Raw genomic sequence first — 25,443 nt, forward strand, 5'->3', positions numbered from 1 at the left:
CTGCAATTTGTTAATTGATTACAGTCATCTCAATTGCAGCTAACGTGCATCTTTCACTTGGGAGCATTCACGATGGGAAGACGAATTTTAGATGATCAGGACAATATCTTTGAGGCGGAGAAAGAGAGACGTTGTCGTATCTGTGTTAGGAAAGTGTGGAAACCTTGGACAATCGAAGGCAATGGGGGTGATGATACTTTAACTGGGGGAGAAAAAAATGATTTGATATTTGGTGAGGATGGCTGGGATGGGCTGTTTGGTCGGGGAGGCGACGATCGCTTATTTGGTGGATCTGGCAATGATAGCCTGACTGGAGGAAACGGTAGGGATATCTTAGATGGTGGATTTGGAGATGATGTCCTCTTTGGAAACGGTGGCGATGACAGACTGTTTGGAAGCAGTGGCAATGATAGTTTGTATGGTGACTTGGCTAGGGATTCGTTGACAGGGGGTGCTGGGAATGATGCTCTGTTTGGAGGTGCTAGCAATGACGTTTTACTGGGCGGGCAAGGCGATGATCAGTTGTATGGCTTTGGCGGTGGAATTGAGTTTGATACCTTGACAGGGGGTGCAGGGGCAGATGTATTCATGTTAGGTGACGGTGATGCTGGAGTTTACTATCGAGGTAATGGTTTCGCAGTCATTTCAGATTATCGGCCTGAATTAGGCGATCGCTATCAATCTCCAGAGCGGTTGTTTGTCAGCTATGGAAATTACAAAAAAGCAGGTGGGAGAGAGACTGACTCATTTCTTTACCATGGAACTGATTTGATAGCTGTTGTCTTGGATTATCAAATTTTTGGTCTAATTTAAAACGAGTGCAGATAAGCGATCGCCCTAACTCTCCAGATCTTCAACTTCTCTGAGAAGTTGAAGATCTGACTATAAGGAATCCACAAACGATCGCACCTTAGCCCCATAATCGGCACCCCCCACCAGCACCACATCGTTGTGTCCCGCTCCCTCAACCCACCAGTGCTGTTTTGGCTCTGGAGCAGCGGCGTAGAGGGTTTCACCATGCCAAAGGGGAATCGTGGTGTCGTCGGTGCCGTGGATGACCAGCATTGGCACTGTAACCTGCCGCAAACGAGCCAGATTGGGGAACTTATCAAAGGGAAAGAGGTTGAACGGCAGCACGACGCGAAAGGCACTGGTGAAGGTGCTTTCAAGAATCAATCCGGCGATCGCCTGTTGTGATGCGAGATAAACCGAAGGACCACCCCCCACCGATCGCCCATGGATCACAATGCGATCGGACGGAATGCCCAATGTCTCTCGCAGATAGCGATACGCTGCTTCAATATCGCGATAACTGCCCTGCTCAGAAGGTCTGCCCTGACTGGTGCCATAGCCCTGATAGTCATACGCCAGCACTGATAGCCCTGTCTGCCGGAGTTGTTCCAGGATGGGGCGGATGATGCCCAAATCCTCGGCGTTGCCGTGACTGTAGAGGAGGGTGTGAGTTGCCTGAGGATTTGGCAAATACAGAGCCGTGATCGATACCTGGTCACTGGTTTGTAGCGTTACCAGACCGGACATCTGGCTGTAGGTGGCAGCAGGAGGCAGGAAGATTTTGCGATCGGCAGTGAACCAGATGTAAAGACAGAGGATCAGGTAGATCAGCAGGAGCGATCGCCCCAGTCGCCACCAAGACCACGACCCTACGATCCAACGATTTAGCAATGCCGTTTTTTGAGTGCCCATCTGGAATTGATATGACTGAGTTGTTTCTAAAGAATTAGGAGGGCGATCGCATCCGATACTCCGATTATGATGCAGTCTAGATGCAGTACAATCCCTTACTAAAGAAAGTCATTTAAAGCTTCCCGCCTACCTACAAGACCTACCTGAGGTTCTCATGCTCCACTGTTGGATGTCAGTTTGTAAACGGCTACTCACCACCAAAACTGCCCGCCGAGCCATACTCATCAGCACGGCATCGTTACTGTCCTTAATGGTGTCAAAATCATCAGCCCAGTCTCAAGTGCCCGCAGAGATCGGGCTTGTGTTTGAGGGGGTCCGCGAGATGAATGACATCACGTTAACAACCTTTCAATACACGGGAGAGTGTCCCGGACGGGTCAACCCAGAAGTCACAGCCTGGTTTAAATCTGAACAAACTCCTCCCGGAAGACGGCGACGGGTAATCATCCGCAATGTCACTCCAGGGGTTAGACCCAGTGAGCAACCCTTCACCAATCGCGAGTATGACGAGGGCACTATTTCAGAGTCATTCTTGATTGAGTTTGGCACATCCCATAGCAACCGACGATTCCGTGTTTTAGAAGGTGAAAATGAGTTTCAGTATGAGATTCTTGAGCGACGCAATGTGATCGAATCGGGTCGTTTTTATGCGTATTTTGAGAACAATGTTCAGACTCAAGCAAGAAACTCCACCTTTCAAACCCAACAAGTCTGCGCGAATGCTGCCGTTCCGATTGGAGCCTGTGCCGATGTTCGCACATTGAATCGCTGGTCATGTCCTGATGGCAACATTGTTCGTCAGGAGACGATTCCTCAAGGTCCAACTCGGACGACCATTTCAAACCAGATGTTTTATGCGGTGAGTTATGAAGTGGGAGGTCGCATCTATCGCCTGCAACCGGGAGATGAGCAAGTTTTAACTGGAAATAATTTCAGTTCTATTGTGATTATCCATCCTGAGACGGGCGTGACCGCTACTCGCCCTCTGGCTCCCGGAGCGCGATATCGCTTTACCAGCAACGCCAGTGGACCGACGTTATCAGAGTGGTATAACCGATAAACAAAAAATAAAGGATGAAGGGGCACGATTAATCGCGCCCCTTCTTTACCAGTATCCTTTCTAGGATTCTCGTCCAGATGCCCATACATCGCGCCATTTGACGGTACCTTCGCTGGCGACAACCCAACGACGAGCAACGATATTTTCGCGCAGGGGCGATCGCCCCTCCCTGAGCATGGCGTATTTGTAGCTCACGGGCTTGCCTGCGCTCTCGTTAAAGGGAATTTCTCCAAACCAGGTGTTGGTATTCACATATTCCAGTGGATACGCCTTAGCAATATCCCAATTGCCCAATTCCGGGCAATCGCCTATGACGACAACGGTTTCACCGGGTTGGGTCTGCACGCCGTTAAGTTGCACTCGGACGATCGTTTGTCCCTTGACCCGCTCTCCCACATGGCTAAGCACAACCACACCTCGTTCTTCGAGTTCCAGGTTGTAAATTTTGCCATCCTCTACGGTGTATTTGTTGCGCGTCACAACACAGGTGTGCTCTCCGTCCGGCAAGTCGGTCTGCACTTCTGGAATGAGGGTTGTGCCGCCACGGTTGAGCGCGACAAAGCAAAGGGAATCACGATAACGGCGGTTATAGCAATAGACATCCGGAGTAAGATACTTTTGCCACTGGCTTCCCATCGCCAGAGAGGGGTTGAGTCGGCGCACACCAGACAGGTGGCGGATCATACGATACAACTCGGTGTCGGCATCCCATTGAGTCATCATGGGGCGATTGTAGGGATCATCTCCTCCATTTGTGTCGTCGTGCAGATATTGCTCGGTGCCGTAGTAGATGCAGGGAATGCCACGACTCGTCATAATTAGGGCGATCGCCACTCGCAGCATGGCGGGATCAGGGTTCAACGACTGAAACCGGGGCATATCATGGTTGTCGATAAAGGTCACCAGTTCAGTCGCACCAAAATAGCGGTGATCCTCATCAAAGATGTCTTTTACCAGGTGAAACCCAGCCTCGGCTCCTTTTGCCAGTGCCTCTCGAATGGCAACACACAAGCCAAAGTCCAACATGGACATGCCAGAGTGGTTGGCAAACTCAACGGAGCGATCGTCTAAGGGATGGCTGTAGATCCACTCACCAAAGATAAACACATCAGGGCGATGCATTTGAATATCCCCAGTGAATTCTTGCCAAAACCAGATTGGCATGTGCTTCACGGTATCAACTCGCAATGCATCTACACCGCGATCGAGCCATTGTTTGATCGCCGCTTTGATGTAATTGCGATACTGGGTATTGTTTTCATTAAAGGTCGCGAGTCCCGATAGTTCGCAATTTTGTACCTGCCAGTCATCCTCCCAATCCTGCACAGGACCGTAATGGTGATACCAGTGGTCTTTGTCGTCGTTGAAGTCTGCAATTTTAACCCCATCGTCGTATAGCTCGCCTTTTTTACCGCTAAAGTCGGGGTTGCTGTGGTTACAAACGATGTCGAGCACCAGCTTCATTTGCCGTTTGTGCAATTCCTCAATAAGTCGATCAAAGGTGGTATTTCGAGTGTCTTGAGTGGCATTTAGAGACGGGTTTTCATCCTTTGCAATAAAGCGAGGATTGATGCGTTTGAAGTCTTTTGTCCAATAACCATGAATGGCAGCTTGTTCTACAAACAAAGCCTCGACCTGCTCAAACAATGGAGTTAACCAGATTGCTGTCACTCCCATATTTTTCAGGTAATCGAGTTTGTCGATTACTCCCTGCAAATCACCGCCCCAGTATTTGCCCCAATCTTCCTTATTCGAGTCGTACAGGTCTGGGTTCGGTCCTTCGCTGTTCTCTAGATCGCCATCGTGGAAGCGATCGACCACGATGAAATAAATGGTTTCCTGGCGAAACTCGATATCGCGTGTATAGAGAAACTCTAAGTCAATATCAGTATCAGTTTTTTGATCAGTTGTAAGCTGTTGAATTTCAATTTCTGGATTGGTAGTTTCGTATTGATCCGCTGAAATTTGGGCAGGTGAATTAGCTACCATATTGAGATCTTGTTTTGAAATGATTTAAGGGTAAAGTTAATGATTTAGAGGCACCGAAAAATTGCTCCAACAAACATTCCAAGGTGAAATCGGGAGCAAAAAGAGGAGTGCAAATCTGAAGTTTATGAATTAAACTTATTAGAATTTTATGGAGCATTTCTTTACTTGGCTATCTAACTTTAGATAGGAGTTGAGATTGGAAAGGGGTGTTACGTGATGCGAAGCCATTCCTCCTGAAATGGCGGGCACCCGCAGGGGCGTTTCAGCGTCCCAAGATCGTTGAGTTGTCGATCCTGACGTAACCTCAACCTGTGAGAAATCGTATAGAAGAGTGGTAGTTACAATTCGATGAAATTTCTGCGTTCGTTCTCTCACCTGCAACCCAGTCGGCTCCAACGCCATCTTGTCACCGCTCTCATTACCACCAGTTTGGTTAGCTCTTTGGGATGGAGCAAAACGGCTCAAGCTCATACGGCTCCCTATTGCCAACTCACTCCCGCCGAAATAGCCCAAACCGATGCCCTGCGACAGGCAGCGATTCAGGGCGATCGCACCGCTCAAAATCGTTACCGAGAGTTGACCAGACAACACGCCAACACCCTGCGCCAGTGTCGCCGCCAAAATTGGCTCCAAACGCAGGCAATCTGGCTACGCCTCTATCCCTGTGATGTCCGTCCTGGCGCACTCGAAGAGATCTTAGACAACATCGTCAGTCGGGGCTACAACCAGGTTTATGTCGAAGTGTTTGCCAATGGGCAGGTGCTCTTGCCCCAAAGCGACAACAATACATCGTGGGTGTCGATGATTCGGACTCCCGGTTACAGCGATCGCGATTTGTTAGCCGAGGCGATCGCAAAGGGTCGAGAACGGGGCTTACAGGTCTATGCCTGGATGTTCACCATGAATTTTGGTTACACCTACAGTCAGCGTCCAGGGGCAGATCAGGTGTTAGCCCGCAATGGTGCCGGACATACCAGCCTGACGTTTCGCACCGATGGCGGGGCAAATGCTGACTTTGGCAGCGTCAACGCCGATGAAACGTTTATTGATCCCTACAATGTTCGCGCCAAACAAGACTACTATGCCCTTGTACAGGCGATCGTCCGTCGGCGTCCGGATGGAGTGTTGTTTGATTACATTCGTTATCCCCGTGGTACGGGTGCCGCTTCCGTTGCAAGCCGTGTAAGTGATTTGTGGATCTATGGCTCGGCAGCCCAAAATGCTCTGTATGAACGTGCCCTCAACCAGAGTGGACGTGAACTGATTCGTCGCTTTATTAGTCGCGGTTACATTACCGCTGGCGATGTTGCCAGTATTAGAAGCCTGTATCCCCAGGATGGCGAACCACTCTGGCAGGGGTTGAATCCCAACGGTAATACAGCAATTACTCCAGAGCAGGCGCAACCTTACCTGCAACAGGAGTTGTGGCGTTTGTCGGTGGGTCATGCCATTCAAGGCGTATTGGATTTTCTAAGTATGTCGATTCTTCCGGTACAACGGCAGGGAATCACCGCCGGAGCGGTTTTCTTTCCTGATGGCAATTTGGCGATCGGGCGAGGATATGATTCTCGTTTGCAACCCTGGGATCGCTTCCCCAACAACATTGAGTGGCATCCGATGTCCTATGCCATCTGTGGCACTCCCGATTGTATTGTCGCCCAGGTTCAACGTGTTTCTACTCAGGCTCCGGGAGGCACTAAAGTGATGCCCGTGCTGGCAGGGACGTGGGGACGAGCCGCCAACGGACGACCGTCTCTAGAGGCACAAATGCAAGCGATTCATCAAGCCGTACCCCAGATCACCTCTATCAGCCACTTCGCTTATTCCTGGCAGTTCCCTCAAGCAGATCAGCAACGCAAATTCTGTCGGCTGTAGCTAGTGAGGACTGAGGGCTGAGGACTGAAAGGCAGGCAGGACATCACGTTCAAACTTGAGAGATGTCCTAATACCAATTTGAATTGGCTTCGCTGCACATGATTCCGTAAGGGCGTTTTGCAAAACGCCCTACCCAGTGATCTGCCACAATCAAACATTAAATCGGTATATAGCTGTAGTCACCTCAGTTAAGACAAGGCACTCAACAGGACAGACGCGATTAATCGCGTCTCTCTCAGCAGGACTCAAATTCAATGTCCTAATGGTTTTGGCGATCGCTATAACAACTCGTTCAGTTGCCTCGGCCTTCTTCTATCACTCGTTCTACGAACAAATCTTATCCAACCCCTGTTTCCAGACTCTTGACTGGAAATGGAGTAACAAAGCCTCGTCTGTGTAATACCGACTTAAATGGTTTTCGTGCAAATGCGAACACTCGTAGGGGCGGGTTAGCTATTTACTGATAGCAAACCCAAGAACTTATCTGCAAAACCCGCCCCTATCCACTATCGAACTGATTTAATTCCCATCCCGTACTGTTCTTCTCAGCCTTTTCTCATCTATCTTTCGCTATATTATTCGCAATGATTGAACCTTTTGAACTCTTGTGAAGCCGTATGAACGCATCGCCCGACTCATCCAACGAAGCGAATAGCCGAATTGATGGCAGACTTTTTCGACAGTTTTGGCAAATCGCCAAACCTTACTGGTTTTCAGAGCAACGCTGGAAAGCGAGAGGATTACTTGCACTCCTGCTGATCATGTCGGTAGTTGTGAACGGGTTGAACGTGGGTATCAGTTTTGTATTCCGCTTTGTCGATACGTCACTGGCTGAAAAACAAGCAGATACCTTTTGGCGATACATCTTTATTTACATCGGCATTTTGATTTTAGGGACACCTATTGTGGTGCTCTATGGCTTTTTGCGCGACAAACTGGGGCGGTTTTGGCGCGAATGGTTGACCAAAGATTTTCTCGATCGCTACTTCCGCAATCGAGCCTATTACGAAATCAATCAAAACACCGACTTAGATAACCCTGACCAGCGAATTTCAGAAGATATTAACTCTTTTACTGTTACCAGTTTGCAGTTTTTGCTGGTTGTATTAGGTGCCATCATTACGCTCTTTTCATTTACGGGTGTGTTGATCTCCATTTCGCTGCCCCTGACGGCAACCTTACTGGTGTATGCCATCGGTGGCACAATTATCACTACCTTCATTGGTAAGCGATTGATTGCAATCAACTTTAATCAACTACGACGCGAAGCTGACTTTCGCTATGGATTGGTGCATGTGCGGGATAATGCCGAGGCGATCGCCTTCTACCAGGGTGAAGATCGAGAATCGTTGTCTGTTAAAGACCGCTTTATGCAAGCCATTCGCAACTACGATTTGTTGATTGGTTGGCAACGAAATCTAGACTTTTTTACCACCGGATATGGATATTTGGTGGCAGCCTTACCCTATCTGGTCGTTGCACCCATTTATTTGTCGGGACAGACTGACTTTGGCACGATTACTCAAGCCGCGATCGCCTTTCGCCAAATTTTTGGGGCACTGTCCATCATCGTGACACAGTTTGAAAAATTAACGGCGTTTGCAGCGGGGATCAAGCGTCTGGGGGCATTTCGCGAAGCCCTTGATCAAACGGATATGCCCGCTCAACACTCCACAATCGATACTGTCAACGCGGATGTGCTGTCACTGCATCATGTGACACTGCAAACGCCTAACCGGATGTCTACTTTGGTTAGCGATCTCTCGGTTGAACTTCAACCTGGAGATGGTCTGCTCATTGTAGGTCATAGTGGTTGCGGCAAAAGCTCTGTTCTCAGGGCGATCGCCGGGTTGTGGAACTGTGGCACGGGCAAGATCACACGTCCCAATCTAGAAGAAATGCTGTTTTTACCGCAGCGACCTTATATGGTGTTGGGCACATTGCGAGAACAGCTTTTGTATCCCAACGTCCATCAGAGTGTGGATGAAAATCAACTGCGTCAGGTCTTACAACAGGTCAATCTGGCAGATCTACCAGAGCGGGTAGGCGGTTTTGAAGCAGAACTTGATTGGGCAAACGTTTTGTCTTTAGGGGAACAGCAACGGTTGGCGATCGCTCGACTCTTGATGACAAAACCCCGCTACGCCATCTTAGATGAGGCAACCAGTGCGCTCGACTGGAAGAATGAAGCTTTGATCTACAAAATCATTCAAGCCTCTCAAACCACCTATATCAGTGTTGGACATCGCTCTAGCCTACTGAAGTATCACCGCCACGTTTTGAAATTGGAGCATGACAGCCGTTGGAAGGTGCTTCCCGCTCAGGAGTATGCTTTAGAAACAGAGGTGCTGGCGTAACTCTCTTCTATCACTCTCCCCGCAAACCTATCTTCTCCAGACTTCGTTTCCAAGATCCTGCCTAGAAGTGAAGTGCCAGAGGCTCTGCCTCCTTACCTTTTCATTCCCTCCATCAGAGCTATTGCAGATGATTGAATTGCGCTACTGTTAGAGCAATCCTTTTCTCACATATCGTAGTGAATATCTCAGTCCTGGTTCAAACCTTTGTCGCTGTATTTGTTTTGGCAGATGCTCTGGGTAATGCTCCTATTGTGGTGTTATTGACAAAGGGCATGGAGGCAGACCAACGCAATAATGTAATCGACCGTGCAACCCTGGTGGCGACAGCGGTTTTGCTGGTGTTTGCTTTTGCAGGTCAAGCTCTGTTGGACTACTTGCACATCAGCATGGGATCGCTGCGAGTGGCAGGGGGATTGCTGTTGTTATTGATTGCGCTGGATATGTTGCAGGGCAATCTAGAAACTCCCATTGTCGAGCAAAACCGGGATGTTGCGATTACCCCACTCGCGTTGCCCCTTTTAGCCGGACCCGGAACTCTGACAACGGTCATGTTGCTAATGGCAGAATCTCCAGAAGCTCAGGTCAGCGTGGCGATCGGCATTTTATCCGCTATGCTCGTCACCTGGATCATCGTGCGTCAAGCCAGTCAGATCGACAAGTTAATCGGTGAGGAGGGAGCCATTATTGCCACGCAGTTGTTGGGATTTCTGTTAGCGGCTCTTGCGGTTGAAATTGGCAGTGAAGGGATTCGGGAGTTGTTTTTGACGGTGACTTAAAGGGTCAATAGTCTAAAGTCCCTCTTAAAAGGGGAAGTGAGGGGTATCGTGCAGAAGATTAGCATCTCAACCGAGATCTGTGTACACGGTAACTCTTTTAAGGGAGCTAAGTACAATTCGTCGTAAATAGGGGTGGGAATTCGGGGTGAAGGGGTGGAACCCCTTTCAAAACTTATTTTTTGCTGTACTAGTGTGAGTTGAAACCATTTTCATTCTTCGATTTCTTCTACACTCTGTAACGTGTTAAGTATGGGGAACGTGACTGTCGTTGGTAGTTGCAATTAGCAATCGACAATTAATTCTTTCCCGTTTTGCCATTCTGCCCCTTTTATTTACCAATACAAAATCGGCTAAAGATGCGATCGAGCACCGATTCTGTGACTTCTTCTCCAGTGATTTCGCCTAACGCTTGAATGGCACTCCGCAAATCAATTGTCCAAAAATCGAGGGGAAGTTGGTTGGCGATCGCCTCTTGCACCTGATACAAAGCGGCTTTGGCACGAGTTAATGCAGCGGATTGACGTTGGTTGATTGCAACATCAAGGTTGGCGGCTTGCAGAGTTCCCGTTTGAACGGTTGCTAAAATTGCTTGCTCTAGTGCATCAATTCCCTGGTTCTGAGAAGCAGCAGTTTGAACGACCTGGGCGATTACTCCGAAGGGGGGACTGCTTCGCATCGCGTCAGGGTAGCTCGGTAACGATTTCTCATTTCCTAACAAATCCACCTTATTAATCACAAGAATCAACGGACGATGGTTTACCTGGTCGTAAATCATCTGGTCATCATCTGTCCATCCCGCTTGAGCATCGATGGTGAGCAACACCAGATCGGCAGATTGAGCCACTTGACGCGATCGCTCTACTCCAATGCGCTCCACCTGATCGGTTGCCTCGCGAATGCCTGCGGTATCTAACACTTGAATGGGAATGCCACCCACCACTAATTGCGATTCCACCACGTCGCGAGTGGTTCCCGGCAGGTCAGTGACAATGGCGCGATCGCTGCGGCTCCAGGCATTGAGTAAGCTCGACTTGCCAACATTTGGGCGACCCACGATCGCCACCTTTAGCCCCGTCCGCAACAGTTCTCCGCGATCGGCAGTGGCTAAGATGTGTTCAACTGTAGCCAAAACTTGCGTGAGTTGAGCTTTAGTCTCGGCTTCATCCAGTGGTGGCAGGTCTTCCTCAAAATCAATCCGGGCTTCGATCTCCGCCAAGATATCCAGACAAGTTGCCCGTAGTTGTCGAATCGGTTGTGCCAGTTTGCCTTGAAGCCCTGCTAATGCAGTTTGAGCCGCCTGGGGCGATCGCGCTCCCACCAGATCGGCAATGCTTTCTGCTTGAGTCAGGTCAATTCGTCCATTCAAAAAGGCTCGCAGGGTAAATTCCCCCGGTTCCGCCAGTCGTGCTCCTTGCTCCAGACACAACTGCAACACCTGCTGCACCGCCATGATTCCCCCATGACAGTGAAACTCCACGACATCTTCTCGCGTGTAGGATCGTGGTGCCAACATCAACAGCAGCAACGCTTCATCCACAACTTGATGACTCTGAGGATGGTGTACCTGACCGTAGAGAATGCGATGACTTTCCCAGGGTTGCTGGCCGGGTGCATGAAAGAGTTGGTGGGCGATCGCAACTGCCGTTGATCCAGATAGGCGCACGATTCCCACGCTGCCTTGTTGCGGCACAATAGCAGTGGCAATAGCGGCGATCGTTTCTCCCTGTAAAATCTTGGTCATTCCATTTACGATTACGCAACCCAGATCTCAATTTAACGTGATTGAGGAACAGATAACTTGCTAGTCCTTGGCGGCGGAAGTCTACCTATCCATTAACAAGGGGCTTAAGCCCCTTGCCTGAACTCCGTAACTTCCAAAGGTTAGTGAACTTACGCCTTGGTCTACTAGCTCTCTCAAGAGCTTCAATCCATGATTGAGATGTATCCCTCTTCTGTCACTCTCTTCGTCAACAAATCTCATACAAACCTCGTTTCCAAGCTCCTGCTTGGGAATGGAGTGACGGAGGCTCTGCCTCCTAAAGCAACGGTTGGAGGCAGAGCCTCCATGCGTACATTCCTGGCTAGAAGCTAGAAGGTTTTCGGAAAAATACTCTCCATCCAACGCGATTAAAGAGGGATAAACGTTAATCAGAATACGAACATTAGCGCACCTCAAACATGGCTTCCCTGACGCTAACCCTACGCCCCACGTTGGAACTGATGGATGATCCGTTTGAGCAGATTTGCCGTAGCAACCCAGAGTTGAGGCTAGAGCCTTCCAGAATTTACGTTAGTCCTAGAAGAATTATTAGACCTATAAAATTTATTGATGACAGAGAGTATTTCATGGCGTTGCTGATTGAGGATATGAAATCGCGAGCAAGATGCTCGCACTCCCTTGTAATGATCCCGATAGGGTGAGCGTCTCGCTCACGTTGGGAATTTACGTATCATTTGTCATTTCAGCAACGCCTATTTCATGACCGTACAGCTTCAGTGCCCCCGTTTGTTAGTTCTGGAACCTCAATTGTTACTGCTGAGGTCTCAGTTATTAGTTTTGAGATCTTAGTTACTAGTTTTGAGGGCTGGTTTGTTATTCCTGAGGTCTTAGTTACTAGTTTTGAGGACTCATTTGTTAGTTTTGAGGACTCATTTGTTAGTTTTAAGGACTCATTTGTTAGTTTTGAGGACTCGTTTGTTAGTTGTGAGGACTCGTTTATTAGTTTTGAGGACTCGTTTGTTATTCTTACGGTTGCCAACGTTAATTTCATGCCAAACCAACTAACCACCTCAACCAGTCAGTAAAACCACAGACAGCCAACTAAACCCTTACGTTGATCATTTAACAAATCCATAAAATCACTCAACTCAAACCAAAAACTGATCAATAGAGTTAGAGAAGATCTTTAGCAAGGAGCATCTACATGCCTCTGCAAACTCGCGGTTCTACCGCCCTCGACAAAGCTCAACGTCGTCTTGCTCTATTCAAATCGATTCATGAGCATCTTGACCTCGGACACGGACTCACGAACGCAGCCTATAGCCGACAGATTGAAATCACCCGTGCTGCCCTTGAAGCTCACAACACACTTTTGTCGAATCTGGATGAATCACGCAAAACCCTAGCTCAACTCGATGCAGCCCTTTCAGAATTGTCAGAGCGGATGCTCAGTGGAGTTGCTTCCATCTATGGCAGAAGTAGCATTGAGTATGCCAAAGCAGGGGGTTCTAGACGTAAGAGCAGTCGAGCAATCCCGACTTCTGTTCAAACAACATTTGCTCCCCAATCTACTCAAGCAACTACACCGACGGAATCGACTAGTACCAACGGTAACAGTAAAGCCACATCCATGTCCTAATTCATCTCATCGATTGCATCAAACTGATGAATATTAGAGAGCACGGCAATAGCTGTGCTTTTTTATTGGTTAACGTAACACCGAACCCAATACAGCTAACTCTCTTAAGTGCGATCGGAATAATGTTTGAGCCGAATCACGTCTCGCACCTGATCGAGCAATTTTTAGGGCGAGGTTGGTCTTCACTCATTATGGAAAATCGATCTAATTGGAATATTAGTTTACTAGTGTTGCGAACACAAAGTTCTTCAATGTAGGGGGTTTGGGGGCTTCGTCCCCAAGCAGGGGTTCCACCCCTTCACCCCTTTCAAAACTTATTTTTTGCTGTACTAGTATGCAAGCAAAGCTCATAGAACCAGAAAAAATGCTAGACAAAATCAGCACATTTTCTGAATAGAGATTAATATGCCAGCATCCGAATCCACCTAATATCCCATTTTCCAAATAGAGTGAAAAAATCATCCTAATGGGTCTACGGGGGTATTAGGTTGCAAAAATCGATCTAATTAGACTGTTATGCAGTGGATACCTACTTGCAATTGGTGCTTTCGACCAGGGCTGATCAAGTTGGTTTGATATTGTGGTTCAAGTGAAAGACGTTTTCCGGGTCATATTGAGCTTTGACTTTTGCGAGCCTTGCATAATTCTCCTGACCAAGACCCGCCACAACCCGATCCTGGCCCTCGTCGCCGATAAAGTTGAGGTAGACCGCACCGCTTTCCCAGGGTTTGAGATCAGCTCGAATATCGTGAGTCCACTGCCGAACATGCTGATCATCTGCCGCATCTTGATACAGACCGTAGGGATGAATCAGCCAGGGAGCCTGTCGCCAAGGCAATGGATAGTCGGCGCGCCCACGTCCTAATGCACCGCCTTGAGGTAAAAGAATATGCTGAGATGCTGAAGGCACAATCATGGTGTTGGCATGGGCACAGAATCGATCAATGGCTTCGTCTGGGAATGCATCGAGATACTCGACGGAACAATAGTTGCGGTAGCCGGGAGGATCGTCGAGCATACACTGGAGATCGGCATAGGGCATTTCTGAAATAAACTCTCCCTGATGTCCCAGTGCCAGCATGGGGGCGGCAACCTGACGAGCTTCGGATAATGGGCCAGCATACGTAACGAGAACGACGAAGGCCAACCTGCCGACTAGAGATTCGGGCACAAATTCCTCTGCGGGACCAGTCACAAAGAGGGCACCCCCACCGATTTCGTCGGGGGCTGATTCCATGAAATCTCGGTAGGTGCGAAGCACGTCTACCCCGGCTTCGGGGGGCCACACCAGCAACATCACGCTTACCGACGACAACTCGTATAACCGTAACGTAAATGACGTGGCGACTCCGAAGTTACCACCCCCACCGTGGAGTGCCCAGAAGAGTTCTGGGTGTTCGGTTTCGCTGGCACGAATAACATCACCATTAGCCGTTACAAGTTCGACGGAGAGGAGGTTGTCACAGGCAAGACCAAACTTGCGGTCAAGCCAACCACTGCCCCCTCCCAATATGTATCCACCCACTCCTGTTGTAGAGGCTCGTCCCCCCGTTGTCGCCAGCCTATAGGGTTCTGTACCCCGATCAAGGTGGCTCATAGTGGCCCCACCCCCAACCGTTACCGTGCGAGCCACTGGATCAACTGAGACGGAATGCATTTGCCGCAGGTCGATGACAAGTCCGCCTTCGGTGAGTGCCTTACCCGCAACCCCATGTCCGCCCCCACGAACGGCAATCTCAAGGCCATGCTGACGGGCAAAGTGAATACTGCGGACGACATCATCTACGCCAGCACATTGAGCAATCAGGCTGGGATGGCGATCGATCATCGCGTTGAAGAGTTTCCGAGCCTCATCATAGGTTGGGGCATCGGGCGTGATGATGTTGCCGATAAAGCCATCGCGCAGTTCCTTTAAGGCGACATCGTTGAGAGTGTGAGATGTCATGGTACGGTTCCTCCTTGTGGGGCTGCTAACCCATCTCAACAATCATCAAAGATGGCCGTGTGAAGCAGCGTGTGAAACCTTTCAGAACTTAATCTGAGCGATGGTGCTGTGGAGAAAGGGGTTATCGATCGCAGTCGCCATGTCGTGAGCGGTCTCAAACGCACCTGGCTCACCGAGCCGAGCTTTGTGCAACAGTGCCCGAACGACAAGCTCCCGCATGCCACACCGGGCAGCAAGTGATTCGAGATCCGCAATCCAGCGAGGTGCCGCCTTCTGCCCCTGTGCGATCGCTACCCGACACAGCGCATCCAGCCCATAGGCCTCAATCCATCGATAGCTATCGGGGAGGCGTCGAGAGATGCGGGGTGCATCGATGAGCATCTGATAGCCCCGGCTGATTTGCCCCCGTGCGATGGCGACCAGCCCCAGTCCACGCATGGCGATGCTTTCTAAACACGGATCGTCGAGTTGTCGCCCCATAACAAAGGCACGTTCTAACTGGCTCGCGGCAGTGCCGAGATCACCCGTTAGCAGATGGACCTCAGCAAGAAGAGATTCGGGAAGGGGGGCTAGCGCCATCCAGCAAGCGTGGGCCTCCTGTAGTGCTCGTTCAAGCACTGACGTGGCCTCAGCAAATTCGCCCCGCAACAGGTGCAAGCGACCGACCCAGCAGCGGGCAAATACTAATGCCTCTGGGGACTCAGTGCGCTCAGCCCGTTGCACAGCGGAACGGAGTACTGCCAGGGCCTGGGAGTAACAGCCCTGATCGTTCAGACAGGCTCCTTCGATGCACTCAATCCAGGCCATTTCAGCGTCGTCTCCGGCGGCGAGGCGGGTGGCCTCACCCAAGAGTTCAAGGGCACGGTGATAACGCCCCCGCTCCAGGTCGGCGAAGGCCAGTTCTCGATAGGCGATCGCAGCGGTACGCTCATCCCCCACCTCAATGGCGCGCGAGACAGCTTCATGCAACGCCGCCCCGCCTTCCTCATCACTCCCCCGACCGACATGGACAAGGGCGTGCCCCAGGGCCGCCAGGACCCGAGCTAAGAGTTGATGATTCTGTTCCTGGCGGGCCAGGGTTGCCGCTTCCCGTAGGGTTTGCAAGCCTTGGCTAATGGCCCCTGCTGCGATCGCAGCCTCCCCTGCCTCAAGCATGGCCTGTAGGGAATAAGGGCGTGTTTTAGATAGATTGATTGTAGGTTGGTGAATCGCCTCCTGTAGCACTGGGCTGGGTTCCGCACCCAACTCCTGCCGGAAAAGGTCAGTACAGTGCATCGCATGCTTAGCGGCTCCATCATAGTCCCCAGCCGTTCGAAGACATTGCACCAGCAGAATGTGGTGAGCCTCATCGAGCGGGTTGAGATCCACCAGCCGTGAGGCGCATTTGAGTGCGTCGTTGATGCGCCCTTCTGCTAAACAGGCTAAGGTCGCCTCATGCAGGATGGCCTCGGTAGCCCCGTTAAGGCGATGTCGTTCGCTGAACAGCCATAGCTCGAATGCAGCACTGCCTGAAACACTGACACCCGCCAAAAGATCCTGACCCAACCCCCGCAGCTCAAGTGCCTCATCCCAGCGTCCTCGACAAACTAAATCGACATCTACCACAGCGGTAGAGGGCAGGATCATCACCAGCGGATCGCCAGACAGCTGACAGCCTGAGCCCAGCACACGGCGCAGATCGGACAAGCTCCAACGCAAGGCACCGAGTGGATCATCTGCTGCCGGAAACAACAATTCTGCTAATCGTTCACGCGAAATTGGCTGGTTCGCTAGCAACAAATACGCGAGCAGACACCAACTTTTGCGCCCCCTTGGCTGCCGATTCACAGCGTCGCGCACTACCCGTGGGTATCCAAGTAACTCAATGCTCAAGGTCATACCCAGATTTTCCCACAAGCCGCAGGCAAACTATAAATCGCAACAACTATCTACTCAACTGCATACCACCCTGCTGGAGCGGACTGGCAAAAGCCCTGGGTCAGGTTGCAACGGTTATTTGCAACCGCTCAACTGGAACGTGTGCGATTCGTTCATCCTAAATGGATAGCAATATTCAGGGACGGATGGCGAGGGTAGAACCTCGACAACTGAAGATCGACACGAAGCCGCATAGATGAAACGGTAGTGTTTCAGATCTGTTGCCACTAACCCCCGGCTGTCGCCGTCCCCCTTGGTAAGGGGGACTACAGGGGGTCTTACAGAGGTTATCAACAGGTTTGGAACACCACCTGGGTTTCTCTTGCAGCTGTTCCACCTCATCAGGGCAATGCTTAATGGCGTCAACAAGCCATCCGTCAATTACTAGAGGCGACCCTTGCGGTATCGGTTTCACCGCACGCCACCTTCACCTGATCTTGCAACATCAGTCCGTACTCTAATCCCTCGACGACCGCTTGATAGGACGCTTCAATGATGTTGGTCGAGACTCCTACCGTTGTCCAGCGTTGATGCCCGTTGCTAGATTCCACCAACACTCGTGTTTTGGCAGAGGTGCCAGCGGTGCCGTCTAAAATCCTTACTTTGTAGTCGCTTAAGTGGAAGGTGGAAATGATGGGATAGAAGTTGATCAGAGCTTTACGCAGGGCTGAATCTAATGCTGAGACAGGACCGTTGCCTTCGGCTGCTTCTAGAATGTCGCGATCGCTCACCGTCACTTTCACAGTCGCCATCGCCTGACTACACCCATCATTCACCTCAGGCACCATATTGCAGGTAATCTGGAAGCCCTTAAGCTGGAAAAATCGGGGACGTTGCCCCAGTGCCTCACGCATCAATAGTTCAAAGCTGGCTTCTGCGGCTTCAAACTGATAGCCCTGGTTTTCCAAAGTTTTGAGGCGTTGCAAAATTTGCCGACAGGTGGGGTCTTCCTTGTCGAGGTCAATGCCAAATGTACGAGCTTTTGCCAGGACGTTACTCAGACCTGCCTGGTCAGAAATGACAATCCGGCGACGATTGCCAATATGTTCGGGTTGAATGTGCTCGTAAGTCAGAGGATTGCGCTCGACTGCGCTAACGTGGATGCCACCCTTGTGAGCAAAGGCAGACAATCCCACGAAAGGCGCGTGATCGTCGGGGGCAAGATTCACCACTTCGCTAATCAGACGACTGGAATCAGTTAGCTTTGATAATTGATCGTCGCTAACACACTGAAAGCCCAGCTTCAGTTGCAAGTTAGGAATTAACGTACAGAGGTCGGCGTTGCCGCAGCGTTCGCCATAGCCGTTAATCGTTCCCTGCACCATGCGAGCACCGCCCATCACCGCAGCGAGGGCATTAGCAACGGCTGTACCGGAGTCGTTGTGGGTGTGGATGCCGATGGGAGGGAGCTGAGATTGGGGATGCAGAAAACGGGCATCTTCAGGTAAAGCCCGATTTCTGGCTTCAACGAACTGAAACACCTCCTGCACGATCGCACTCACTTCATGGGGCAACGTGCCCCCGTTGGTGTCGCAGAGAACCAGCCACTCGGCTCCTCCAGCGATCGCGGCTTCTAAGGTCTTCAAGGCATACTCTGGATTACGTTTGTAGCCGTCAAACCAGTGCTCCGCATCGTAGATCACGCGCCGCTCCTGACTGCGGAAGTACTCGATGGTGTCCTGAATCATCGCCAGGTTTTCTTCCAGTGTGGTCTTCAGCCCCTCGGTAACGTGCAAATCCCACGATTTGCCAAACAGGGTGATCCAGCGTGTACCTGCCGCCAGAATCGGTTGCAGCATGGGATCAGTCGCTGCCGTCTTACCGGGGCGACGGGTTGAACAAAATGCCACGATTTCAGCCTGGGTCAGGGGTTCTTCCTTCAATTGCCAGAAAAACTGCACATCCTTTGGGTTTGCACCGGGCCATCCCCCTTCAATAAACGGAATTCCCATCCGGTCGAGTTGGCGGGCAATCCGCAATTTGTCGTCAATCGAAAGCGACAACCCCTCACGCTGTGCCCCGTCTCTCAGGGTCGTGTCATAGATCCACAGTGGGCGATTGGGTGCGGTTGAAAACTCGAAGGTATCTAAGGTCATGGATGCAAACTAAAGATAGAGATGAGAAACGGAGAACTAGAGAAATTTGAACCAGGGGGAGAGAGCTAATCGTAGACTGTTAAAGGAAGATAAAGGAATACAGAGGAACTACAATGGATTGCATCAGGAGTCGCTATGCCTAAAGTAGCAGCCCAAGGAAAAATCATCGACTGTTCCAAGGGGGCTAAATTGCGTCAAGTGCTCCTGCAATATGATATTGATCTCCACAATGGACAATCTCGTTGGATCAACTGTCGTGGCATCGGTACCTGTGGCACCTGCGCTGTTCAGATTGAGGGAGCCGTGTCCGAACCCAACTGGCGAGATACAACACGGAGATCACTTCCTCCCCATTCTCTCATGCAAAATCGCCGACTTGCCTGTCAAACTCAGGTTTTAGGAGATGTGAAAGTCACCAAGTTTGATGGATTTTGGGGACACGGTGACAACCCAGTGTGGACTGCCGAAGGCGAAGGGGGGCAATGTGAATGAAGTTGTAATTCGAGCGATCATTTTATTACTGGTGTTTATCCTGGCGGGCTATTTGATTAGCCGAGCCACTAAGGGCTTGATTCGTCTCGTGGTCATTGCCGTATTGACGGGTCTGTTTTTGATCGCGGCTCGCTCTATGTTTAATCAAATTATGGAGTCGAGAGCTGCAAACACGGTTCCGCAAACTCCACCCCCAGATGTCAATATAACGGTCAGCCCGACCGCTAGCCCAACGGCGATCGCCAGCCCAACCACCTCTCCAACGGCGGCTGCCAGTCCAGCCACAACCACTGACTCTGACACACCCCTGCAAGCCAGAATTGGCTTAAGAAATGTTCCAACCTTTGCAGCCTACTACGTCGCGTCCTCCAATGGGCAACCTGCGGCAGCGGCCCCAGCATCTACCCCACAAGAGGACTATCAGCCCGACTATCAACCTCCGGCTAACCGAACCACCACCCAACGACCCAGTCAACAACCAATTACTGGCGGATGGTGACTTTTAAAGACACTGTAATTTCCTTGAAAAATCTTGCTTGCGAGGGTTAGTTTTCCGATATTCCCTCGCTAAACTGTAAGTTGCCAACTTTGTTCCACGATCTGTTCAAGTGCAAGGAGGCAGTGGCATGGTTGAGGTACTGGGATTCTTTTTAGTGCTTGCTGCTCTGGCACTGATGGTTGGGACATTGGCACAAGGACCGTTGCGAGTGGTGGGATTTGTTGTCCTCGTCCTAATGGGTCTAATTGCTGCTGGTCCGATTGTAGACCGAACTCCCCTCTCCGGTTTCTTCAACTCTGGTGCTAGCCAAACTGATGAAGCAACCGATCCCTACAATCTGCCCTCCAGCCCAGTTCAGCAAGCTCCAGCCTACGGTGGACAACCCGAATCGGGTGCCAACACAAACACAAACACAAACACAAACACAAACACCAATACCTCAAGAGGATCTTCGCGAAACCGGAGTATTCGTGGGGGATGGTAAGGGAAGGGGGAAAAAAGAAGGATGAAGGATGAAGGATAAAGGATAAAAGGGAAGAGAGAAGAGAGAAGAGAGAAGAGAGAAAAAAGAAGAATGAAGAGGAAAGAGGGAAGAGGGAAAAAAGCTACTCCTTATTCCTCACTCCCTACTCCCCATTCCCGCTTCTCCACTCCCCACTCAAGATCACCAAACCGATTTAAATTGGTAATAGGTTTAAGCCATTCTTTGCGGCGATCGCTGCCGTTTTTTCATGAACAAAACAAGTGACATTTTAATCGTCGGGGGTGGCGTTGTTGGTCTGGCGATCGCGGTTGAACTGAAGTTGCGCGGAGCCACTGTCACCGTTCTTAGTCGTGATTTTCAACAAGCGGCAAGCCATGCGGCTGCGGGTATGTTAGCTCCCCAGGCTGAAGGTCTGGAGCCAGGGGCCATGCTGGAGCTGTCGCTCAGGAGCCGTGCCCTTTACCCTGAGTGGGTCGCCAAGCTAGAAGAGATCAGCGGCACCTCTACTGGATACTGGGCATGTGGCATTCTCGCTCCCGTTTATACGGCTGAGGCAGACCAGGCAAACTCTCCCAATCCCATCTATACTCAAGCCTCACCTGCTTATTGGCTCGATCGATCCGCGATTCATCTAGCGCAACCCGGATTAGGGGAAGATGTCATCGGCGGATGGTGGTTTCCCGAAGATGGACAGGTGGATAATCGAGCACTGACGCAAGCATTGCGATCGACGGCTCAAATTTTGGGGGTTGATATCCAGGAGGGAATCACCGTCACTGGAATCCAGCAGCAACAGGGGCGCGTCCTCAGTGTGAAGACCCAGGCGCACGACTGGCAAGCAGATCATTACATTCTGGCGACCGGGGCATGGTCGCAGGAAGTGCTACCCGTTCCCGTTTACCCCAAAAAAGGACAGATGCTGGCAGTCAGCGTCCCCCCCGGTTACGCCGATGGGTTGCCACTCCAACGAGTGTTATATGGACCTGACAGTTACATCGTGCCACGCCGAGATGGACGGATTGTAATTGGAGCCACCAGCGAGTCAGTGGGCTTCACTCCCCACAACACCATGGAGGGGATTCAAACCCTGGTGAATGGGGCGATTCACCTCTACCCGACGCTAAAGCACTTTCCCATTCAGGAATGCTGGTGGGGCTTTCGACCAGCGACTCCCGATGAGTTGCCAATCCTGGGAACCAGTCTATGTGATAATTTGACGCTGGCGATCGGGCACTACCGCAATGGTATTCTGTTAACTCCAGTGACGGCTCAACTCATTGCCGATCAGGTTTGGCAACAACGTACCGACCCCCTACTCGAGCATTTCTCCTGGAGCCGCTTTTATGGGCGATCGCCTCAATTCTCTGCCCAACCTCAGATAACTTCGACAGCGATCGCTCCTGCCGCTCACTCCACAACCCATTCTATTCAACTCCAACCCGCTTCTCCCCTTACTCCTGTGCAAACTCTCGAACCTCAAACTCAAACGCTTCAAGATACTCCCCTGGTGATTGCCGGACGATCCTTTTCTTCGCGGCTCATGACGGGTACGGGTAAATATCGCAATTTTGACCAGATGCGCCAAAGCATCACTGCCAGCGGTTGCCAGATTGTGACGGTGGCGGTGCGGCGGGTGCAGACCAACGCTCCCGGACACGAAGGGCTGGGCGAAGCTCTGGATTGGAACCAGTTATGGATGCTGCCCAATACCGCTGGATGCCAGACGGCTGAGGATGCCATTCGGGTAGCACGGTTAGGGCGCGAGATGGCGAAACTCCTGGGGCAGGAAGATAACAATTTCGTCAAGTTGGAAGTAATCCCCGATGCCAAATATTTGCTGCCCGACCCGATCGGTACACTGCAAGCGGCTGAGCAATTGGTGAAAGAGGGATTTGCCGTACTGCCCTACATCAACGCCGATCCACTCCTGGCAAAACGCCTGGAGGAAGTGGGTTGTGCAACAGTGATGCCCCTGGGTTCCCCGATTGGCTCCGGGCAGGGCATCAAAAACGCTGCTAATATCCAGATCATCATTGAGAATGCTACTGTTCCTGTGGTGGTAGATGCCGGGATCGGTACACCCAGTGAGGCAGCACAAGCTATGGAAATGGGAGCCGATGCGCTGCTGATCAATACGGCGATCGCCCAGGCTCAAAATCCTGCGATGATGGGTCGCGCAATGGGTATGGCAACTGAGGCAGGACGCATGGCATACCTGGCAGGACGCATTCCCGTAAAGGCGATCGCCAGTGCCAGTTCACCCCTCACCGGAACGATCGCGTAAGACAGGGGTGAATGGGGAGTCGGGAATGGGGAATGGGGAAGACAGAGGGCGATCGCTCCTGTATAGCTGTAGCCACATTCGATAGGTAGGATAGCCGCGAATTCATTCGCCAGGCTCTTAAACCAAACTGGCGTTAGATTAGTCCGCAATTCCAAGCGTTCTGACCAAAGCTATAAAACTGTTTTCCTCCAGCTTTCAAAAAGATCCCCGTTTTCTTAGTACAACTCGTCGTAAATAAGGGTGGGAATTTGGGGTGCAGGGGTGGAACCCCTGGCTGGGGGCGCAGCCCCCACAGCCCCCTGGTTTTATTTCCAAACCCTATCTATGAATAGCAGTACTTAGGAAACCGGGGATCTCAGCTCAGTTAAACCCTCAAGCCTAATTCCTACAACTCAAGCTCAGTTTCAACGATGGCTTGAGCCGTGTTTTGAATTGGCGCAGGTTGCTCTGCCACAGGAGGAGATTGCAACATCGGCGTATGAGTAATGGAGTTATTTGCCAGCGTAAACAGCGGGTTCGAGAGAATTCCCGCCAGAGAGGTCGCCACAAAGGAAATCACCAGACCCACCTGCAAGGGACGCATTCCTGGCAAATTCCATTGCACTTCAGGATAGTTTTTCACCGCTTCTGACATTTCCTCTGGCTCTTTGACCACCATCATCTTGACCACACGAATGTAGTAGTAGATGGAAATCACGCTGGTGATCAGACCGATGAGAACCAACCCGTAGGCACCAGACTGCCAACCTGCCCAGAAGAGGTAGAGCTTACCGAAGAAGCCAGCCAACGGTGGAATACCGCCCAATGACAACAGACAAATACTGAGTGCCAGTGTCAACAGAGGGTCTTTCTGATACAACCCGCTGTATTCACTAATTTCATCGGTTCCGGTTCGCAAGGTGAAGAGAATGACACAGGTAAAGCCACCCAGGTTCATAAACAGGTAAACCAGGAGATAGAACACCATGCTGGAGTAGCCTGCATCCGTACCAAGAATCAACCCGATCATCAGAAATCCTGCCTGCCCAATCGAGGAATAGGCAAGCAGACGCTTCATGCTGTTTTGCGCCAGAGCCACCACATTGCCCAGCACCATACTGAGGATCGCCAATGCCGTCAAAACAAAGTGCCACTGCTCCGAAACGATGGGGAAAGCGTTGACCAGGAGGCGGACTGCCAGAGCGAACCCTGCGGCTTTTGACCCAACGGAGAGAAACGCCACCACGGGAGTGGGAGAACCTTCATAAACATCGGGTGTCCACTGGTGAAAGGGCACTGCCGCAATTTTGAAGGCGATACCCGCAATCACGAAAACCAGAGCAATCACAATCCCCAGAGAAGGTTCCTGTCCCTCAACAAACAGGTTTTCTGTGATGTAGCTCAGGCGAGTTTCACCGCCCGACAACCCATACAGCAACGAAACACCGTACAAGAAGATGGCGGAACTGGCGGCTCCAATCAACAGATATTTCAGGGCTGCTTCGTTGGAGCGGGGGTCGCGCTTCATGTAGCCCGTCAGCAGGTAAGAAGAAATACTGAGGGTTTCCAGGGAAACGAAAATCATGACCAGTTCGTCTGCTCCAGAGAGGAACATTCCGCCCAGGGTTGCCGTAAGGAGAATAGTAATGAATTCAGCCAGGGAGGTGCCCGATTGCTCGACGTATCGCACCGACATCAGGATGGTGAAGACCGCCGAGGAGGCAATAATGCCCCGAAAGATGACACTGAAGGTATCGCTGTGGAAACCACCTAAGAAGGAGATGGGGTTAGCCACATCCCACTGGAAATAGAGGGCAACGATCGCCCCCAAAAGTCCGGCGATCGCCACATAGGGAGTCCATCGAGCAGACGATCGCCCAACGATTAAATCACCCACCAGAACGACCATCAGGGTTGCAATTACAATTCCCTCCGGTAAAATCGTTCCGGCATTTAACTGAGCTGCAAGGGTGTCAAAGTCCATAAGAATCTGGAAGCTTGAGCGGTCGGCAAAAATAAAGTGAGAGAACTCAGGGGCAGGTTCACTAAAACCCAGAATGGATTAATGGGATGAATTATCAAAAAGACATGATAATCACCATTAATCTCATCCCAATGTTGTAAGCACAAACGCTACAACAAATGCAAGATGGAACCGAGGAGCTTAGGAGCAAAGTCCTTTCGAGAGGGAAAAACCTTCCCAAAATGACGGTTTGAGCTTCCTAAACGCTATCTCAAAACTTGATAAATGTACCAACTCCGGGTGAAATTCAAGAAATTCGAGATCAGGCTGACAGTTCACATCTCCCAAGCGGGAAAGCTGCACTAAGTGCAATCATACCGCGCCATGCTTCTAGCTCTGTTGCAAATCAATGAATTCCATCTTTGTTTCTGCCGATATGGTCTATAAGTAGAGATCTATAGACACCACAAACTCACACCAGGGCAAGGAAAACTTCCTGGTGAATTGTTTAAGTTTAATTAGGATTACTTAGGATTGCTATATTCCATGAGGTTACACTGTTGCATCGAATCGATTCCCTCGCTAGGTTGGAATTTGAGAGTCTAGAATCATTTGTCAAGTGCTGATCTCACTTTGCTCTCTTGCCTGAATTGCGTAACCAACG

Annotated in this window: 18 protein-coding genes and 1 pseudogene; 11 read left to right on the plus strand and 8 right to left on the minus strand. The window is 50.7% G+C overall.

The annotated features are described in order from the left end of the window. The first annotated feature begins 72 nt into the window (after positions 1 to 72). The gene (locus H6G89_RS22580; protein ID WP_190510625.1) at positions 73 to 813 is read left to right on the plus strand and encodes a calcium-binding protein; all 741 of its coding nucleotides are present in this window, start codon (positions 73 to 75) and stop codon (positions 811 to 813) included. Between the two features lie 69 nt (positions 814 to 882). Here the strand turns inward: H6G89_RS22580 and H6G89_RS22585 are convergent, their stop codons facing one another. Next, a complete protein-coding gene (locus H6G89_RS22585; protein WP_190510626.1) occupies positions 883 to 1,704 on the minus strand; it encodes an alpha/beta hydrolase in 822 nt (273 codons plus the stop codon). Positions 1,705 to 1,873: 169 nt separating this feature from the next. Here H6G89_RS22585 and H6G89_RS22590 point away from each other — a divergent pair, with 169 nt between their 5' ends. Continuing rightward, positions 1,874 to 2,764, plus strand: coding sequence for a hypothetical protein (locus H6G89_RS22590; protein WP_190510627.1), 891 nt, complete (start codon positions 1,874 to 1,876; stop codon positions 2,762 to 2,764). 60 nt (positions 2,765 to 2,824) lie between these two features. Here H6G89_RS22590 and H6G89_RS22595 read toward each other — a convergent pair whose 3' ends face one another. After that, positions 2,825 to 4,753 (minus strand): alpha-amylase family glycosyl hydrolase, encoded by a 1,929-nt coding sequence (locus H6G89_RS22595; RefSeq protein WP_190510628.1) that lies wholly within the window; start codon positions 4,751 to 4,753, stop codon positions 2,825 to 2,827. A gap of 348 nt (positions 4,754 to 5,101) precedes the next feature. On the opposite strand from H6G89_RS22595, the gene H6G89_RS22600 reads away from it, so the two are divergent. From H6G89_RS22600 to H6G89_RS22610, 3 genes are all read left to right on the plus strand, one after another. Beyond that, positions 5,102 to 6,628: a family 10 glycosylhydrolase gene (locus H6G89_RS22600; protein ID WP_190510629.1), complete on the plus strand. Its 1,527-nt coding sequence runs from the start codon at positions 5,102 to 5,104 to the stop codon at positions 6,626 to 6,628. A gap of 617 nt (positions 6,629 to 7,245) precedes the next feature. Then, positions 7,246 to 8,985 (plus strand): ABC transporter ATP-binding protein/permease, encoded by a 1,740-nt coding sequence (locus H6G89_RS22605; RefSeq protein WP_190510631.1) that lies wholly within the window; start codon positions 7,246 to 7,248, stop codon positions 8,983 to 8,985. 176 nt (positions 8,986 to 9,161) lie between these two features. Continuing rightward, complete coding sequence (locus H6G89_RS22610; protein ID WP_190510632.1) at positions 9,162 to 9,761, plus strand: MarC family protein; 600 nt, start codon at positions 9,162 to 9,164, stop codon at positions 9,759 to 9,761. A 328-nt stretch (positions 9,762 to 10,089) separates the two neighbouring features. Here the strand turns inward: H6G89_RS22610 and mnmE are convergent, their stop codons facing one another. Beyond that, positions 10,090 to 11,502 carry a tRNA uridine-5-carboxymethylaminomethyl(34) synthesis GTPase MnmE gene (gene mnmE, locus H6G89_RS22615; RefSeq protein ID WP_190510633.1) on the minus strand — a complete coding sequence of 471 codons (1,413 nt, stop codon included), beginning with the start codon at positions 11,500 to 11,502 and terminating at the stop codon, positions 10,090 to 10,092. A 1,183-nt stretch (positions 11,503 to 12,685) separates the two neighbouring features. On the opposite strand from mnmE, the gene H6G89_RS22620 reads away from it, so the two are divergent. After that, on the plus strand, positions 12,686 to 13,120 hold the full coding sequence (locus H6G89_RS22620) for a hypothetical protein (protein ID WP_190510634.1): 435 nt from the start codon (positions 12,686 to 12,688) through the stop codon (positions 13,118 to 13,120). A gap of 562 nt (positions 13,121 to 13,682) precedes the next feature. Here the strand turns inward: H6G89_RS22620 and H6G89_RS22625 are convergent. The 3 genes from H6G89_RS22625 to cimA all read right to left on the minus strand — a co-directional run bounded on the left by H6G89_RS22625 (position 13,683) and on the right by cimA (position 19,078). Then, positions 13,683 to 15,065: an FAD-binding oxidoreductase gene (locus H6G89_RS22625; protein WP_190510635.1), complete on the minus strand. Its 1,383-nt coding sequence runs from the start codon at positions 15,063 to 15,065 to the stop codon at positions 13,683 to 13,685. An 81-nt stretch (positions 15,066 to 15,146) separates the two neighbouring features. Then, a complete protein-coding gene (locus H6G89_RS22630; protein ID WP_190510636.1) occupies positions 15,147 to 16,943 on the minus strand; it encodes a BTAD domain-containing putative transcriptional regulator in 1,797 nt (598 codons plus the stop codon). Positions 16,944 to 17,359: 416 nt separating this feature from the next. Next, on the minus strand, positions 17,360 to 19,078 hold the full coding sequence (cimA, locus tag H6G89_RS22635) for a citramalate synthase (protein ID WP_190510638.1): 1,719 nt from the start codon (positions 19,076 to 19,078) through the stop codon (positions 17,360 to 17,362). A 135-nt stretch (positions 19,079 to 19,213) separates the two neighbouring features. Here cimA and H6G89_RS22640 point away from each other — a divergent pair, with 135 nt between their 5' ends. The 5 genes and pseudogenes from H6G89_RS22640 (at position 19,214) to H6G89_RS36615 (ending at position 22,837) form a co-directional block, all read left to right on the plus strand. Next, positions 19,214 to 19,570: a 2Fe-2S iron-sulfur cluster-binding protein gene (locus H6G89_RS22640; protein ID WP_190510640.1), complete on the plus strand. Its 357-nt coding sequence runs from the start codon at positions 19,214 to 19,216 to the stop codon at positions 19,568 to 19,570. Beyond that, the gene (locus H6G89_RS22645) at positions 19,563 to 20,069 is read left to right on the plus strand and encodes a hypothetical protein (protein ID WP_190510642.1); all 507 of its coding nucleotides are present in this window, start codon (positions 19,563 to 19,565) and stop codon (positions 20,067 to 20,069) included. The genes H6G89_RS22640 and H6G89_RS22645 overlap by 8 nt, the downstream gene beginning before the upstream one ends. Positions 20,070 to 20,196: 127 nt before the next feature. After that, positions 20,197 to 20,553, plus strand: a complete 357-nt coding sequence (locus H6G89_RS22650) for a hypothetical protein (RefSeq protein ID WP_190510644.1) — start codon at positions 20,197 to 20,199, stop codon at positions 20,551 to 20,553. A 247-nt stretch (positions 20,554 to 20,800) separates the two neighbouring features. Then, positions 20,801 to 21,790, plus strand: a pseudogene (thiO, locus tag H6G89_RS36610) (glycine oxidase ThiO); the annotation flags it as partial. 222 nt (positions 21,791 to 22,012) lie between these two features. Further along, positions 22,013 to 22,837, plus strand: a complete 825-nt coding sequence (locus H6G89_RS36615) for a thiazole synthase (RefSeq protein WP_339384520.1) — start codon at positions 22,013 to 22,015, stop codon at positions 22,835 to 22,837. Here the strand turns inward: H6G89_RS36615 and H6G89_RS35850 are convergent. Both H6G89_RS35850 and H6G89_RS22660 read right to left on the minus strand, forming a co-directional pair. Then, positions 22,818 to 22,943, minus strand: coding sequence for a hypothetical protein (locus H6G89_RS35850; protein ID WP_255519492.1), 126 nt, complete (start codon positions 22,941 to 22,943; stop codon positions 22,818 to 22,820). The genes H6G89_RS36615 and H6G89_RS35850 overlap by 20 nt on opposite strands. 279 nt (positions 22,944 to 23,222) lie before the next feature. Further along, entirely contained in the window at positions 23,223 to 24,800 is a 1,578-nt protein-coding gene (locus tag H6G89_RS22660; RefSeq protein ID WP_190510648.1) for an NAD(P)H-quinone oxidoreductase subunit N, read from the minus strand. Positions 24,801 to 25,443 lie beyond the last annotated feature (643 nt).

Origin of the sequence: Oscillatoria sp. FACHB-1407, from assembly GCF_014697545.1 — a bacterium.
Taxonomy (GTDB): Bacteria; Cyanobacteriota; Cyanobacteriia; order Elainellales; family Elainellaceae; genus FACHB-1407.

Bases quoted from the DNA above. Each gene is read 5' to 3' on its own strand.
- H6G89_RS22660 (WP_190510648.1), bottom strand. From the start codon at position 24,800: ATGGACTTTGACACCCTTGCAGCTCAGTTAAATGCCGGAACGATTTTA.
- H6G89_RS22605 (WP_190510631.1), top strand. From the start codon at position 7,246: ATGAACGCATCGCCCGACTCATCCAACGAAGCGAATAGCCGAATTGAT.
- H6G89_RS22595 (WP_190510628.1), bottom strand. From the start codon at position 4,753: ATGGTAGCTAATTCACCTGCCCAAATTTCAGCGGATCAATACGAAACT.
- H6G89_RS22590 (WP_190510627.1), top strand. From the start codon at position 1,874: ATGTCAGTTTGTAAACGGCTACTCACCACCAAAACTGCCCGCCGAGCC.
- H6G89_RS22580 (WP_190510625.1), top strand. From the start codon at position 73: ATGGGAAGACGAATTTTAGATGATCAGGACAATATCTTTGAGGCGGAG.
- mnmE (WP_190510633.1), bottom strand. From the start codon at position 11,502: ATGACCAAGATTTTACAGGGAGAAACGATCGCCGCTATTGCCACTGCT.
- H6G89_RS22620 (WP_190510634.1), top strand. From the start codon at position 12,686: ATGCCTCTGCAAACTCGCGGTTCTACCGCCCTCGACAAAGCTCAACGT.
- H6G89_RS22650 (WP_190510644.1), top strand. From the start codon at position 20,197: ATGGTTGAGGTACTGGGATTCTTTTTAGTGCTTGCTGCTCTGGCACTG.
- cimA (WP_190510638.1), bottom strand. From the start codon at position 19,078: ATGACCTTAGATACCTTCGAGTTTTCAACCGCACCCAATCGCCCACTG.
- H6G89_RS22625 (WP_190510635.1), bottom strand. From the start codon at position 15,065: ATGACATCTCACACTCTCAACGATGTCGCCTTAAAGGAACTGCGCGAT.
- H6G89_RS22600 (WP_190510629.1), top strand. From the start codon at position 5,102: ATGAAATTTCTGCGTTCGTTCTCTCACCTGCAACCCAGTCGGCTCCAA.
- H6G89_RS22640 (WP_190510640.1), top strand. From the start codon at position 19,214: ATGCCTAAAGTAGCAGCCCAAGGAAAAATCATCGACTGTTCCAAGGGG.
- H6G89_RS35850 (WP_255519492.1), bottom strand. From the start codon at position 22,943: ATGAATTCGCGGCTATCCTACCTATCGAATGTGGCTACAGCTATACAG.
- H6G89_RS22585 (WP_190510626.1), bottom strand. From the start codon at position 1,704: ATGGGCACTCAAAAAACGGCATTGCTAAATCGTTGGATCGTAGGGTCG.
- H6G89_RS22630 (WP_190510636.1), bottom strand. From the start codon at position 16,943: ATGACCTTGAGCATTGAGTTACTTGGATACCCACGGGTAGTGCGCGAC.